The sequence below is a fragment of the Leclercia sp. EC_58 genome (assembly GCF_019584355.1).
Taxonomy (GTDB): Bacteria; Pseudomonadota; Gammaproteobacteria; order Enterobacterales; family Enterobacteriaceae; genus Enterobacter.
In genome coordinates, this window is the sequence record NZ_VDAM01000001.1 from 3,511,297 (window position 1) to 3,524,772 (window position 13,476).

Below are 13,476 nucleotides of genomic sequence, written 5' to 3' on the forward strand. Positions count from 1 at the left end.
CCATTACTCAAATAATGCGAAATCATTCATTAACAATTGCACTAAACAATTTAACAGATTTATCATACCCGCCGATTTCACCAAATGGTTCATTCAAATAACGCAGCGGTGAGCTCACTGGCGCTTTAACGGCGTCAGGCTAGACTTTTTCATCATGGATTTTCTCTTCTGTTATCCATTTGGTTCAGGGCTGAGTCTGCCCTGTCCAGTGAAGAGAAGATTATTTCAGGAGACAGAAATGGCTATAGGTAATTCGCTACGTGGGTTCCCCCGGTTCCTGCAGTGGCTACTGGTTGGTCTGATGGCGATCATCGGACTGGCCGTCGGTGGTCTGGGCTTTAAGCTCGCCACCGTAGGGGGAAGCTGGTACTTCCTGATCATGGGCGTGGTGATGCTGATCGCCGCCTTCCTGATCGCGCGCGGGCGCACCAGCGGTATTCTCCTTTACGCGGTGGCGTTTATCGCCTCCCTGATCTGGGCCGTGAGCGACGCAGGCTGGGATTTCTGGCCGCTCTTCTCACGCCTGTTCACCTTTGCGGTGCTGGCGTTCCTCGCCGCCCTCGTCTGGCCGTTCCTGCGCGGCACGGATCGACCGGTTAACAAAGCTCCGGCATTCGGCGTTGCTGCCGTGCTGGCCGTCGCCATGCTGGTGAGCTTCGGCTGGATGTTTAAGCCGCAAACCCTGGTCGCCGCTAACGAACCCGTACCGGTGAAACCGGTGGCCGCGGGGCAGCAGCAGAAAAACTGGGCGCACTGGGGTAACACCACCCATGGCGACCGCTTTGCCGCGCTGGATCAGATTAACAAGCAGAACGTGAGCGATCTGAAAGTAGCCTGGGTTGCCCACACCGGCGACATTCCCCAGAGCAACGGCTCCGGCGCGGAAGATCAGAACACCCCGCTGCAGATTGGCGATACGCTCTACGTCTGTACGCCGTACAGCAAGGTATTGGCGCTGGACGTGGACTCTGGCAAAGAGAAGTGGCGTTATGATTCCAAAGCCACCGCGCCAAACTGGCAGCGCTGCCGTGGCCTGGGCTATTTCGAAGATACCGCTAACGTGACAACGTCACCGACAGAGACCCAGCCTGCCGCCTGTCCGCGTCGTCTGTTCCTGCCGACCACCGATGCCCGTCTCATTGCTATCAATGCTGATACCGGCAAGCTGTGTGAAGACTTCGGCGACCATGGCGTGGTTGACCTGAGCGTGGGCATGGGTGAAGTGAAGCCGGGCTACTATCAGCAGACCTCCACCCCGCTGGTGGCGGGTAACGTCGTCGTGGTGGGCGGTCGTGTCGCGGATAACTTCTCCACCGATGAACCACCGGGTGTGGTACGTGCCTATGACGTGCGCACCGGGAAACTGGCCTGGGCCTGGGATCCGGGCAACCCGAACATCACCGGCCTGCCGCCGGAAGGCCAAACCTATACCCGTGGGACACCGAACGTCTGGTCAGCCATGTCCTATGACGCGAAGCTGAACCTGATTTACCTCCCGACCGGTAACGCTACCCCGGACTTCTGGGCTGGTCAGCGTACCGAAATGGATGACAAATACAGCTCCTCCATTGTGGCGGTGGATGCCACAACCGGTCAGGTGCGCTGGCATTTCCAGACCACCCACCACGATCTCTGGGACTTTGACCTGCCATCGCAGCCACTCCTGTACGATCTGCCGGACGGTAAAGGCGGCTCCACGCCGGTGCTGGTGCAGACCAGCAAGCAGGGCATGATCTTTATGCTCAACCGCGAAACCGGCGAGCCGGTCGCGAAGGTGGAAGAGCGTCCAGTGCCTGCCGGAAACGTTGAAGGCGAGCGTTACTCCCCGACCCAGCCATACTCCGTCGGCATGCCGATGATTGGCAACCAGACCCTGACCGAATCGGACATGTGGGGCGCCACGCCGGTTGACCTGCTGCTGTGCCGCATCCAGTTTAAAGAGATGCGTCATCAGGGCGTCTTTACCCCGCCGGGTCTGGATCGCTCTCTGCAGTTCCCGGGCTCACTGGGCGGGATGAACTGGGGCAGCGTCTCGGTTGACCCGAACAACAACCTGATGTTCGTGAACGACATGCGCCTGGGGCTGGCGAACTACATGGTGCCACGCGCTAATGTAGCCAAAAACGCCAGCGGTATTGAAATGGGGATCGTGCCGATGGACGGTACGCCGTTTGGTGCGATGCGCGAGCGTTTCCTCTCTCCGCTGGGTATTCCATGCCAGAAACCGCCGTTCGGCACCCTGTCTGCCGTGGATCTGAAGTCCGGCAAGCTGGTGTGGCAGGTACCGGTGGGCACCGTGGAAGATACCGGCCCGCTGGGCATCCGCATGCATATGCCAATTCCGATCGGCATGCCGACGCTGGGCGCCTCGCTCTCCACCCAGTCTGGCCTGCTGTTCTTCGCCGGTACGCAGGATTTCTACCTGCGCGCGTTCGATACCGCTAACGGGAAAGAGATCTGGAAAGACCGTCTGCCGGTAGGTAGCCAGTCCGGGCCGATGACCTACGTGTCACCAAAAACCGGTAAGCAGTACATCATCATCAATGCGGGTGGTGCGCGTCAGTCTCCGGACCGTGGGGATTACATCATCGCCTATGCCCTGCCTGATAAACAGTAATCGCGTTTAACCGTCGAGCCGGCCACCCTTGTGGCCGGCTTTTTTATTTCTACGGCTTAGCGGAGAGGGAATTTTCGATCCAGGTCGCCGTTGTGCCGTTCTGGTAACTGACCACCAGGTTCTGATGGACGCCTGCTGGCCAGCAGCTGCGTAAGACGGCGCGTTTTGTCTCCTCGAAGAAGGGTTTATCCCCTGCGGCCTGGTAATCCGTCGCGCGGCCATTGAGCTTGACGTTAAACGAGACCGTCACCCTGCCGGAATATTTCTGCGCCGCGGCCTGCTCAGGATAGCGCGGCTGCACCCGGTATACGTCGCCGTCGCAGTCCGCCTGCCCGTTATCGACGGTCGATGTGCTGCCCCCCACCGGGAAGGATAACCCGACCCCCACTCCGCTGCTCCCCCCGCCGCCGCCGATCCCGATGCCGCCAATCCCCACGCTGCCGCCAGAGGCACACCCGGCCAGTAACCACGCTGTGCAAACCACCTGCGTAAATCGTTTCATCGTCCTGTTCCTCTTGAGCCCTTACATCCATCATAGCGGGGAATAAAAAAAGGGTTCATGTCGAAACATGAACCCTTTTTTGCCCGGCGGCGCTTCGCTTGCACGGGCCTACGGTTTTGTAGGCCGGGTAAGCGCAGCGCCACCCGGCAGGATGCGGCTGGGGATCAGAAGGTTTCCCAGTTATCACCATCGGCAACCGCCGGACGCAGCGGTGCGGCTGGCGCGACAGGCGCCGCTTTACTGCTGCTGCGGGCCTGGCCCATACCCTGCAGGCGGAAAGCGCCTACCGCTTCAGTCAGACGGGCAGCCTGATCTTCCAGCGAGGCCGCGGCGGCAGAGGCTTCTTCCACCAGCGAGGCGTTCTGCTGGGTCACTTTATCCATCTCCGAGATCGCCTGGCTGACCTGCACAATGCCCCGGCTCTGCTCGTCGGAAGCGGCGGCAATCTCCAGCATAATATCGGTGACGCGTTTAACCGCTTCCACGATTTCGCTCATGGTGTTGCCTGCGGCAACCACTTCCCCGGAGCCCTGATCGATGAGCGAAACCGACTCGCTGATCAGCCCTTCAATCTCTTTCGCGGCGTTGGCGCTGCGGCTGGCCAGCGTACGGACTTCGCTGGCGACCACCGCAAACCCGCGCCCCTGCTCACCGGCACGGGCGGCTTCCACCGCGGCGTTCAGCGCCAGGATGTTGGTCTGGAAGGCGATGCTGTTGATCACCGCGGTGATTTCAGAGATTTTCTTCGAGCTGCTGGAGATGTTGCCCATGGTTTTCACCACCCCGGAGACCATCTGGCCGCCGCGGCTGGCTTTACCGGAGGCATCTTCCGCCAGCTTGCTGGCGTGGTGCGCGTTATCGGCGTTCTGCTTCACGGTGGCGGTCAGCTGTTCCATGCTGGCAGCGGTCTGCTCGATAGCGGCGGCCTGCTGTTCGGTACGGGATGAGAGATCGGTGTTACTGGCGGAGATTTCGCTGGTGCCGCGATAGATCTCTTCCGCGCCCTGACGCACGGTGCCCACGGTATTCACCAGCGAACGCTGCATGGTTTGCAGGTCGTGGGTCAGGCGGCCAATTTCACTGCGCCCGGTCAGATCTTCCGCCAGCGTCAGGTCGCCTTTGGCGATATGGGCAATACGGTTCGCCGCGCGCTGCAGCGGGTTAATCACCGTGCGACGCAGAACGATAAAGGTGATCACCGTCAGCACCAGGGCCAGACCAAAGGCGCCGACCATAAACATCAGCCCCAACTGGGTGCGGGTATGCGCCTGTTCGGTCAGCATATTGGCGCGGTCGGTACGGATCTTGATCGCCTTCAGCAGCACCGCGTTATAGGCATCATCCAACGGACGCGCCGTCTCGTTTTCGTGGTTGATAATGGCTTCAAACATGCCATTTTTGGCATATTTCAGCATCGGCTGCATGCCATCAATGTAGGCCTGGTAGCTCGTCTTCAGATCGCCATCCAGCGCTTCGTCCGCCGGGGTACGAACGCCACGGCTCATGTAGGCGGCAAAACCATCCTGTGACTGTTTGAGCCGCTGTTCCGCTTCCGCGATGTTCTTTTTCATCTCATCCATTTCGGCGATACGGCTGGCAGCGCCCGCATGGATCATGTTGATACGCGCTGTGCGCAGATGGTTTGAACTGTTTGATAACCCAGTACGTACCTGAATTTCAGCGGTCACATCTCGCAGATCCTTATCGGCCTGCAATAAAAAATAACCTGCCAGCCCGGCGCTCAGGGCAAACAGCAAAATAATACCACCCAAAATCGAGGAGAATAGCGGAAGCAGCCTGATGTGATGCAGGAAGCCCAGCTTATGTTGCGCCCGAACTGTTGTTGTTGTGTCCATAGCCGTTGACTCTCTCATAGGTAAGATGCGTGGAAACACGCCTGTAAAATAGTCATCGGCACGACAGAGAATTTGATTACGGCTAAAATCGCAACACTGGTCACACTTTCGCAATGATTTTTAAAGAGATGTCGTCCCGCTGCCCATAAAGGCGCAGCGGGAGAGAGAAGGTTTATCAGTTATCGCCGAAATGGATAACGGTGCGGATGGATTTCCCTTCATGCATGAGGTCGAATGCCTCGTTGATCTGATCCAGCGGCAGGCGGTGGGTAATGAACGGATCGAGCTGAATTTTGCCCGCCATCGCGTCCTCTACCATACCCGGCAGCTGGGTACGCCCTTTCACGCCGCCAAACGCGGAGCCACGCCATACGCGGCCAGTCACCAGCTGGAACGGACGGGTTTTGATCTCCTGCCCGGCTCCGGCCACGCCGATGATCACGCTTTCGCCCCAGCCCTTGTGGCAGCACTCCAGCGCCGCGCGCATGACGTTGACGTTACCAATGCACTCAAAGCTGAAGTCGACGCCGCCGTCGGTGAGTTCAACAATGACGTCCTGCACCGGCTTGTCGTAGTCGTTCGGGTTGATGAAGTCGGTCGCGCCCATCTCACCCGCCAGTTTGAATTTTTCCGGGTTGGTGTCCACCGCCAGAATGCGTCCGGCTTTCGCCTGCACCGCGCCCTGGATCACCGCCAGACCGATGCCGCCCAGACCGAATACCGCGACGGTATCGCCCTCTTTCACTTTGGCGGTGTTGTGTACCGCACCGATACCGGTGGTGACGCCACAGCCAAGCAGACAGACCTTATCCAGCGGGGCCTGTGGGTTTACTTTCGCCAGCGAGATTTCGGCGCAGACGGTGTATTCGCTGAAGGTGCTGGTGCCCATGTAGTGATAGATCGGCTCACCATTGTAAGAGAAACGGGTGGTGCCGTCCGGCATCAGTCCTTTACCCTGGGTGGCGCGCACCGCCTGGCAGAGGTTGGTTTTGCCGGATTTACAGAACTTACACTCGCGACACTCTGCGGTGTACAGCGGGATGACGTGATCGCCCGGTTGCAGGCTGGTGACGCCCTCGCCGACTTCCACCACCACGCCGCCGCCCTCATGGCCGAGCACCGCCGGGAAAACGCCTTCCGGATCGTCACCCGACAGGGTAAACGCGTCGGTGTGGCACACGCCGGTGTGGGTGATTTTGACCAGCACTTCACCCTTCTTGGGTGGCGCCACATCAATTTCAACGATTTTCAACGGCTGGCCAGGGCCAAATGCAACAGCAGCACGTGATTTCATCTTGCTTTCCTTTTAGTGATGTCAGGTGTTTATTTTAGATAAGAGCGCAGCAAATGGCCGACTTCCGCCATTCTCACAGCCCGCTGATCGGCGGTGGTATCGCCCGTCACCAGCTCATCTTTGAGGTGAATTTCGACCATCTCGCCCATCAACCCGTTTGCGGCGCCGCGCACCGCGGCGATTTGCTGCAGGATAGCAAGGCAAGGCTCGCCGGATTCGAGCGCCCGCTCCAGGGCATCGACCTGTCCGCGAATGCGGCGTACGCGCGTCAGGACACGTTTTTTGTCTTCAGGTGAATGTGGCATGGGAGAGGCTCCTGGATACTGTAGGGGGGTATACTATTTTATTTTACAGAGCGCTGTAAACGGGAATGTTCAGAGAGGTGTCGCGGTGGGATAGGGAAATCAGGCTGGGACAGGTGTGATGATAGTTCAGGATATGTTCCTGCCCTGGTTAAGGGCAGTTTGCGTCGGCTATTTTACACGATCTTTATTACGCGGGTTTCGCAGGCGTAAGTGATGCTTAAATATCATCCTGCGTGAAACCCACAACAATTTCGAGCGTATTGCGTATGACATCGGCAGCCTCTTCATCCGATGTTTGTTCAAGCGCGTAAATTAACTGAAGAATAATTTGCTTATTGGTGAGGTTATCACCACTGAGAATAATACATCTTATCGCTGAACCTAATATGGCAGACTCAACGGACAAGGCGCCTCCGGCTGAACGGAAGTAGGATGCCAGCGCCTGATCCTGAAGGGCATTGAAATGCGGTGTGTGCTGAGAAATAGTAGGTTCCATATTATCCACTCAAGGTTAATGTTTTTTATCGTATTTATGCTGAGTATCAGTCACCATAAAATGGTGCATTCTGTTGACATAACAATGACTTCTGACTTTTGTCTGTACGCCACTACTGGATTTAACCTTTTGCTCAACCTCTAATGCTGCCGCCGACAGCGCACTTCGTCTTTCAACATCACGCTCTATGCTGGCCATAATTTTCAGTTTAACGGCCAGCGTCTTAAAATTTATAGGACCGTTGTCTTTTAAAATTAACAACACAGCTTCGCCAATAAGATCGTCCCTCAGTTTTTCAGATTTCGTTCTATGCATAACTGTTCTCACGCGACTGAACGTAGCCGGGCTACCTCTCATCGCACTATCAATATACTATTTTGCGTAAGGTGCTTTACCCTCTTGGCGCAAACTCCTATATCGACTGCTTTAAGCCACAGAAGCGCTAACACTCTCTATCGTTCAAAAAACAGTGCGATAAGCTCATTATAGTGGGCAATTTCTGCTTCATCTTCCGTCTCTTCTACCCGTCGTAATAGCCTGGTACAGATAGCCAGACGGCTCAGGTTACGTCCCTCATTCAGAATTTCACCGACAATGAGCCCCAGCGTCTCCTGCTGGCTACGCAGACTGGCTTTATTAAAATAGGCGGTGATAGCCTCAGCTGAACTTTGACGCGAACTGTTACCTCGCATAGGTGCTCCGGATTGACATTTAGGTTAGGGGTTAAAGTGATGTTAAAAATATACTAAACCGCCATAGTTGTACACATTAACTGTACAACTTTTTGAGATTTTAAATAGCAGCCTAAGTTATTTTCAAAAATAACAACGCCTTAAAAGGGACTAAAAATTATCTGGCGTTCAAAATTCACAAAAACCATTTTCTATAAGTGATTAATTAACAAGACTTAACTATCACCCACCAATTATGGAACCCTGCCTGAAAACAGAGCTGCCAGCGCATCATAAACTGCCCTACTGACCTCTCAGTTCAACACCCAGGCTGTACAACTTCCGTCACGTCAATGACTCTTTAATGATTAACATGATTCCGGTGGCGTGGAGGGGCAAAAGGCTAAACGTAACCTGGCGCTTTTCAGCATAACCTTAAGGCAATATTCTCAATTCCCTACCATGCTTAGGCTTTTTGTCTATAAGGAGCCCATGCTATGAGACGCCTGTTTACCTCCATTTTCTCCAGCCCTGAGTCGCTGCTACAGGTGATGAGTCAGCAGGAGATTATTGAGGCCGTGGAGGACGGGGACCGCATCATTATCGATCAGGATGGTAACGCCTCGGTCAACTATAAAAGTAAAGAGGTGCGACAGGACTTCCTGCGCCATGTTAACGCGCTGAAGAGGGCCTGATATGGGAACAGCGATATTTATGGTGCTGATGGTAAGCGGATACTGGTACACCAGTCGTGACCTCTCCACCCGGTTTAAAATTAAGCGCTCCTTTGGCTGGGATGTCTATTTTCTGGTCGCGCTGTACGGCTGTATCTTCGTTTTGCAAGGCGTGATCGCCACCGGCCTGCTTTGGCTGTTGCTGCTCGGGCTCTCTTACACTGCCAATACCTTCTACTTAACCGCCCAGGACAACGCTAACTGGCAAGTGGATTTTATGAACTGGAGCTTTCTGGGCATCCAGGCGCCGGTGGTGGTGATGCTGGCTTTTGCCATCCTGTTTTGTCTCTATCGCTCGAACTGGGCGGGCAGCGCCAGGCTGGACGGCGAAGGCCGCAAGCAGCTTTACAAGCGCCTGTCGCAAGCCAGCGGCATTGAGCAGTTGCTTTATCAATGCATGGAAGAAGGTGAACTGGCGCTGGTGACGCTGAAATCGCGGCGGATTTATATCGGGATGATCCATACCGCAACCCTGGAATATGAAAAGACCGCCAACATCGTGCTGATCCCGATGCTGAGCGGCTACCGCGACGGCGAGACGCTGAGCCTGCGCATTGAGCATAACTACAGCAAATGGTATGCGGACCACGATATTACGCTCGATTCACAGCCCAAAAGCGCCATGGCGTTTCGCAAGGTCATCATGCTGGATCAAATTGAAAGTCTTTCACTTTTCGACCCCGCCAGCGCCAGTGCGCTGGATCTGGAACGGCATACGGAGAGTGCAGAGTGAAATTTTTTCACCATCATGAAGATGACTCATGTTGCAATGAAATTTAGTCGCTTTCACTCCCTCCCCGGCTCTGGCATAACTTAAGCCATATTAACGTATTAGCAACATACAGACTGACTTCTGTAACCGCGAGGGGATTTCAGTCTTTATGTCAGAGCCGGGAAACATCACCATGAATAACGCTTTCACCTTCACGATTACCCACAGTCGTTTCGATGAAAATTACAACCCATCCGAAAACACGCGGATCACCACTAACTTTGCCAACCTCGCCCGCGGGGAAAGCCGTCAGCAGAACCTGCGCAATACGTTAGTGATGATTGACAATCGTTTCAATGCGTTAGCGCACTGGGATAACCCGAACGGCGATCGTTATTCCGTAGAGCTGGACATCATCTCCGTAGAGATGAATATCGCGGGAGAAGACAATCACGCCACCTTCCCGGCGATTGAAATCTTAAAAACCAACATCATTGATAAAAAAACCAACGAACGCATAGAAGGGATCGTCGGGAATAACTTCTCCTCTTATGTCCGGGATTACGATTTCAGCGTTCTTCTGCCGGATCATAATAAACAGCAGACGACCTTCACCATTCCGGCTAATTTTGGCGAACTGCACGGCAATATCTTTAAGCACTTCGTTAATTCCGATGAATATCAGGCCAATTTCAGCAAGCCGCCGGTTATCTGCCTCAGCGTCTCCAATAAAAATGTCTATCACCGCATCGGTAATGCCCATCCTGTTTTAGGCATTGAGTACCAGCAACAGGGCTCTTCGTTAACAGAAGCGTACTTCAAAAAGATGGGCCTGCAGGTGCGCTACTTTATGCCGCCACACAGCGCCGCGCCGCTGGCGTTTTTCTTCACCGGCGATTTGCTGAGCGACTACACCTTCCTGGAGCTTATCGGCACCATCAGTACGATGGAGACATTCCAGAAGATTTATCGCCCTGAGATTTACAACGCGAATTCGGTCGCCGGGCACTGTTACCAGCCCAGCCTGACTAACGAGGATCACTCCCTGACCAAAATTGTTTACGACCGCGAAGAGCGTAGCCAGCTGGCGATTGAGCAGGGGAAATTTACCGAGAAACACTTTATCAAACCGTACAAAACTCTTCTTGAGCAATGGTCTGCTCAGTACGCGCGTTGATTCAATTAAAACAATAAGGTCACCTGTTATGAAAACATTGCTCCCCACCTCCACTGCCGGCAGCCTGCCGAAACCCTCCTGGCTGGCGCAGCCGGAGACCCTCTGGTCGCCGTGGAAATTGCATAACGAAGAATTGCTCGCCGGTAAACAGGATGCGCTGCGTTTGTCCCTCGACGATCAGCTGCGGGCTGGCATCGACATCGTCAGTGACGGTGAGCAAACGCGCCAGCACTTTGTCACCACCTTTATCGAGCACCTCAGCGGCGTCGATTTTGAGAAACGCGAGGTGGTTAAAATCCGTAACCGCTATGATGCGAGCGTGCCGACCGTGGTCGGCGCCGTGGCCCGTCAGAAGCCAGTGTTCGTTGATGATGCGAAATATTTACGCCAGCTCACCACCCAGCCGATCAAATGGGCGCTGCCGGGTCCGATGACCATGATCGACACGCTCTATGACAACCACTACAAAAGCCGGGAAAAACTGGCCTGGGAGTTTGCAAAAATTCTCAACCAGGAGGCCAAAGAGCTGGAAGCGGCCGGGGTCGATATTATCCAGTTCGACGAACCCGCCTTTAACGTCTTTTTTGATGAGGTGAATGACTGGGGGATCGCCGCTCTGGAGCGCGCCATTGAAGGGCTGAAGTGCGAAACCGCTGTCCACATCTGCTACGGCTATGGCATCAAAGCCAACACCGACTGGAAGAAAACGCTGGGTTCAGAGTGGCGCCAGTACGAAGAGGCGTTCCCCAAACTGCAGACCTCGAATATCGATATCATCTCGCTGGAGTGCCACAACTCGCGCGTGCCGATGGATCTGCTGGAGCTAATCCGCGGTAAAAAGGTGATGGTCGGCGCCATTGATGTGGCAACCAACACCATCGAGACGCCAGAGGAAGTGGCCGCTACGCTGCGCAAAGCGCTGCAGTTTGTGGATGCCGACAAGCTCTACCCGTCGACCAACTGCGGAATGGCCCCGCTGTCCCGTCAGGTGGCTAACGGCAAGCTCAATGCGTTAAGCGCAGGAGCAGAGATTATCCGCCGGGAGCTGGCGGCGCGATAAGTCTTCAGGCCGGGCAAGCGCAGCGCGCCCGGCTTTTCCCCTCTCATCTCTCTGGTTCGCCTGCATTAATCAGCTTTCAAGTGCAGCGACGATAGCGGCTTCCATTTTCTCCGGGGTGGTCATCGGTGCAAAACGTTTGAGCGGCTTGCCGTCGCGTCCGATGAGGAACTTGGTGAAATTCCACTTGATTCGTCCCCCCAGTACGCCGGGCAACGCCTCTTTCAGATAACGAAACAGAGGATGCGCTGTTGCGCCATTGACCTCCACTTTCCCGAACATCGGGAAGCTGACGCCGTAATTGACGTGACAGGTCTGGGCAATGTCGTCCGCGCCGCCAGGCTCCTGCTTACCGAACTGATTGCAGGGGAAACCCAGCACCACCAGCCCCTGGTCGGCATACTTCTTGTAGAGTTTTTCAAGACCAGCGTACTGGGGTGTAAAGCCACACTGGCTGGCAGTGTTCACCACCAGCACAACCTTCCCCGCATAGTCGGCCATAGAAATGGGCTGACCGCGCAGGCTGGTGGCCGTAAGTTGATGAAAGGTCGTCATCTGGGATCCTCAGAGCAGAAGGTTTTCAGGCGTGGAGGATTATAGGGCCTCATCCTGGATATGTCCGCTTCTGACCGGCATCGAATCTGCCAGCAATAAGAAAAATACCCGGAAGATAATGACAAATGAAAAATGCGATCTAAGATTTTTACCAAACAAAACTGAGAACATGGAGTCGAGGATGACGATTGTTTTATTCACCGCGCTGGCCTTTGTGCTGATTTTGGCCGGGCTTATTTGCCTTCTGAAGCAGTTAGTCGATGGATTTTGTCATCCGGAGGGGTCTTAAACCCGCCGGAGATGCCCGATGCTTGACGCAGCATCATCCCGGTAGATATTCCCATCAATACGCCTGATTCTGGTGTTATTCCATCTACTCGTATTTCGGTTACCGGCCAGCACGCTGCGCATCGGCTATCACGCCGACGGGCAACCAAAACGCTTCACCTTTACCGATGTGGTGGTGACGCGTTAATCGCTTTTAGCACAACCGTCCGCCGCTGAGGTTACAGTTCCGGGAAATTCACCCTCTATACTTAAGAAAAACCACCGGAGGTAACTATGTGCGGACGTTTCGCCCAGGCCCAGACCCGGGAAGAGTATCTTGCTTTTCTGGCGGATGAAGCAGACTGCGACATCCCCTACGACCCGGAACCCATCGGGCGCTATAACGTTGCGCCCGGCACCAAAGTGCTGCTGCTCAGCGAGCGCGACGATCTGTTGCATCTCGACCCGGTATTCTGGGGTTACGCCCCTGGCTGGTGGGATAAAGCCCCGCTGATCAATGCCCGGCAGGAGACCGCCGCCAGCAGCCGGATGTTTAAACCGCTATGGAACCATGGCCGAGCGATTGTCTTTGCCGACGGCTGGTTCGAGTGGAAAAAAGAGGGAGAGAAAAAACAGCCCTACTTTATCTACCGTGCCGATGGACAGCCCATCTTTATGGCCGCGATCGGCAGTACGCCGTTCGAGCGCGGGGATGAAGCGGAAGGATTCCTGATTGTGACCGCGGCAGCGGATAAAGGGCTGGTGGATATTCACGACCGACGACCGCTGGTGCTGACGCCGCAGGCGGCACGTGAATGGCTTCGCGAGACGGTAAGCAGCAAAGAAGCTGAAGAGATAGCGCAGAGCGGCGCCGTTCCCGCAGATGATTTCCACTGGCATCCTGTCACCCGGGCGGTGGGAAACGTAAAAAATCAGGGGCCAGAATTAATCAATAAAATAAGCGAGCCGTAAAAATAAAGCCCGCTATTTTTTCAGAAATAACGAAACGGCAGTTAATATAAAATGTCGTCAACGTAGCGGCAAAATCATTTATCGGGAGGGCCAGAATTAGCCCCCCTTTAACACTTAAACCACCTGTTTTGGCCAACGTCTTCTTTTTGGCATTGGCACGCATGAGTGTGCGGTGAGTCGGGTTCCACAGACGGAACAGACAGCACCATGAGGTTGGGTTTGCGTAGGGCTAAAAGAGGTAAAACGAAACCGCTTGCTCAT

At 55.0% G+C, this 13,476-nt stretch carries 14 protein-coding genes; 6 read left to right on the forward strand and 8 right to left on the reverse strand.

The window, feature by feature from the left end:
• Window positions 1-238 precede the first annotated feature (238 nt).
• Window positions 239-2,617, forward strand: a complete 2,379-nt coding sequence (locus FHC51_RS17205; protein ID WP_220436177.1) for a glucose/quinate/shikimate family membrane-bound PQQ-dependent dehydrogenase — start codon at window positions 239-241, stop codon at window positions 2,615-2,617.
• Between the two features lie 49 nt (window positions 2,618-2,666).
• Here FHC51_RS17205 and FHC51_RS17210 read toward each other — a convergent pair whose 3' ends face one another.
• The 7 genes from FHC51_RS17210 to ycgZ form a co-directional block, all read right to left on the reverse strand.
• Window positions 2,667-3,119 carry an energy transducer TonB gene (locus tag FHC51_RS17210; protein ID WP_220436178.1) on the reverse strand — a complete coding sequence of 151 codons (453 nt, stop codon included), beginning with the start codon at window positions 3,117-3,119 and terminating at the stop codon, window positions 2,667-2,669.
• A gap of 164 nt (window positions 3,120-3,283) precedes the next feature.
• Window positions 3,284-4,975, reverse strand: coding sequence for a methyl-accepting chemotaxis protein (locus FHC51_RS17215; protein WP_220436179.1), 1,692 nt, complete (start codon window positions 4,973-4,975; stop codon window positions 3,284-3,286).
• Between the two features lie 175 nt (window positions 4,976-5,150).
• Complete coding sequence (locus FHC51_RS17220; RefSeq protein WP_103179746.1) at window positions 5,151-6,269, reverse strand: S-(hydroxymethyl)glutathione dehydrogenase/class III alcohol dehydrogenase; 1,119 nt, start codon at window positions 6,267-6,269, stop codon at window positions 5,151-5,153.
• 29 nt (window positions 6,270-6,298) lie between these two features.
• Window positions 6,299-6,574: a metal/formaldehyde-sensitive transcriptional repressor gene (locus tag FHC51_RS17225; protein WP_103179747.1), complete on the reverse strand. Its 276-nt coding sequence runs from the start codon at window positions 6,572-6,574 to the stop codon at window positions 6,299-6,301.
• 217 nt (window positions 6,575-6,791) lie between these two features.
• Window positions 6,792-7,070, reverse strand: a complete 279-nt coding sequence (locus FHC51_RS17230) for a biofilm development regulator YmgB/AriR family protein (protein WP_156238899.1) — start codon at window positions 7,068-7,070, stop codon at window positions 6,792-6,794.
• A 15-nt stretch (window positions 7,071-7,085) separates the two neighbouring features.
• Window positions 7,086-7,385, reverse strand: coding sequence for a hypothetical protein (locus FHC51_RS17235; RefSeq protein ID WP_220436180.1), 300 nt, complete (start codon window positions 7,383-7,385; stop codon window positions 7,086-7,088).
• A gap of 137 nt (window positions 7,386-7,522) precedes the next feature.
• Window positions 7,523-7,762, reverse strand: coding sequence for a regulatory protein YcgZ (ycgZ, locus tag FHC51_RS17240; RefSeq protein WP_103179748.1), 240 nt, complete (start codon window positions 7,760-7,762; stop codon window positions 7,523-7,525).
• 476 nt (window positions 7,763-8,238) lie between these two features.
• On the opposite strand from ycgZ, the gene FHC51_RS17245 reads away from it, so the two are divergent.
• The 4 genes from FHC51_RS17245 (at window position 8,239) to FHC51_RS17260 (ending at window position 11,424) form a co-directional block, all read left to right on the forward strand.
• The gene (locus tag FHC51_RS17245) at window positions 8,239-8,436 is read left to right on the forward strand and encodes a hypothetical protein (protein ID WP_103179749.1); all 198 of its coding nucleotides are present in this window, start codon (window positions 8,239-8,241) and stop codon (window positions 8,434-8,436) included.
• Window position 8,437: 1 nt separating this feature from the next.
• Window positions 8,438-9,208, forward strand: a complete 771-nt coding sequence (locus FHC51_RS17250) for a hypothetical protein (RefSeq protein ID WP_220436181.1) — start codon at window positions 8,438-8,440, stop codon at window positions 9,206-9,208.
• 172 nt (window positions 9,209-9,380) lie between these two features.
• Window positions 9,381-10,364: a DUF1852 domain-containing protein gene (locus FHC51_RS17255; RefSeq protein ID WP_220436182.1), complete on the forward strand. Its 984-nt coding sequence runs from the start codon at window positions 9,381-9,383 to the stop codon at window positions 10,362-10,364.
• A gap of 28 nt (window positions 10,365-10,392) precedes the next feature.
• Window positions 10,393-11,424 (forward strand): methionine synthase, encoded by a 1,032-nt coding sequence (locus FHC51_RS17260; RefSeq protein ID WP_220436183.1) that lies wholly within the window; start codon window positions 10,393-10,395, stop codon window positions 11,422-11,424.
• Between the two features lie 69 nt (window positions 11,425-11,493).
• On the opposite strand, the gene FHC51_RS17265 is transcribed toward FHC51_RS17260, so the two are convergent.
• The gene (locus tag FHC51_RS17265; RefSeq protein WP_103179752.1) at window positions 11,494-11,976 is read right to left on the reverse strand and encodes a glutathione peroxidase; all 483 of its coding nucleotides are present in this window, start codon (window positions 11,974-11,976) and stop codon (window positions 11,494-11,496) included.
• Window positions 11,977-12,537: 561 nt separating this feature from the next.
• Between FHC51_RS17265 and FHC51_RS17270 the strand changes: the two genes are divergently transcribed.
• The gene (locus FHC51_RS17270) at window positions 12,538-13,215 is read left to right on the forward strand and encodes an SOS response-associated peptidase (protein WP_180210202.1); all 678 of its coding nucleotides are present in this window, start codon (window positions 12,538-12,540) and stop codon (window positions 13,213-13,215) included.
• The last annotated feature ends 261 nt before the right edge of the window (window positions 13,216-13,476 follow it).

Bases quoted from the DNA above. Each gene is read 5' to 3' on its own strand.
- FHC51_RS17205 (WP_220436177.1), top strand. From the start codon at position 239: ATGGCTATAGGTAATTCGCTACGTGGGTTCCCCCGGTTCCTGCAGTGG.
- FHC51_RS17210 (WP_220436178.1), bottom strand. From the start codon at position 3,119: ATGAAACGATTTACGCAGGTGGTTTGCACAGCGTGGTTACTGGCCGGG.
- FHC51_RS17215 (WP_220436179.1), bottom strand. From the start codon at position 4,975: ATGGACACAACAACAACAGTTCGGGCGCAACATAAGCTGGGCTTCCTG.
- FHC51_RS17220 (WP_103179746.1), bottom strand. From the start codon at position 6,269: ATGAAATCACGTGCTGCTGTTGCATTTGGCCCTGGCCAGCCGTTGAAA.
- FHC51_RS17225 (WP_103179747.1), bottom strand. From the start codon at position 6,574: ATGCCACATTCACCTGAAGACAAAAAACGTGTCCTGACGCGCGTACGC.
- FHC51_RS17230 (WP_156238899.1), bottom strand. From the start codon at position 7,070: ATGGAACCTACTATTTCTCAGCACACACCGCATTTCAATGCCCTTCAG.
- FHC51_RS17235 (WP_220436180.1), bottom strand. From the start codon at position 7,385: ATGCATAGAACGAAATCTGAAAAACTGAGGGACGATCTTATTGGCGAA.
- ycgZ (WP_103179748.1), bottom strand. From the start codon at position 7,762: ATGCGAGGTAACAGTTCGCGTCAAAGTTCAGCTGAGGCTATCACCGCC.
- FHC51_RS17245 (WP_103179749.1), top strand. From the start codon at position 8,239: ATGAGACGCCTGTTTACCTCCATTTTCTCCAGCCCTGAGTCGCTGCTA.
- FHC51_RS17250 (WP_220436181.1), top strand. From the start codon at position 8,438: ATGGGAACAGCGATATTTATGGTGCTGATGGTAAGCGGATACTGGTAC.
- FHC51_RS17255 (WP_220436182.1), top strand. From the start codon at position 9,381: ATGAATAACGCTTTCACCTTCACGATTACCCACAGTCGTTTCGATGAA.
- FHC51_RS17260 (WP_220436183.1), top strand. From the start codon at position 10,393: ATGAAAACATTGCTCCCCACCTCCACTGCCGGCAGCCTGCCGAAACCC.
- FHC51_RS17265 (WP_103179752.1), bottom strand. From the start codon at position 11,976: ATGACGACCTTTCATCAACTTACGGCCACCAGCCTGCGCGGTCAGCCC.
- FHC51_RS17270 (WP_180210202.1), top strand. From the start codon at position 12,538: ATGTGCGGACGTTTCGCCCAGGCCCAGACCCGGGAAGAGTATCTTGCT.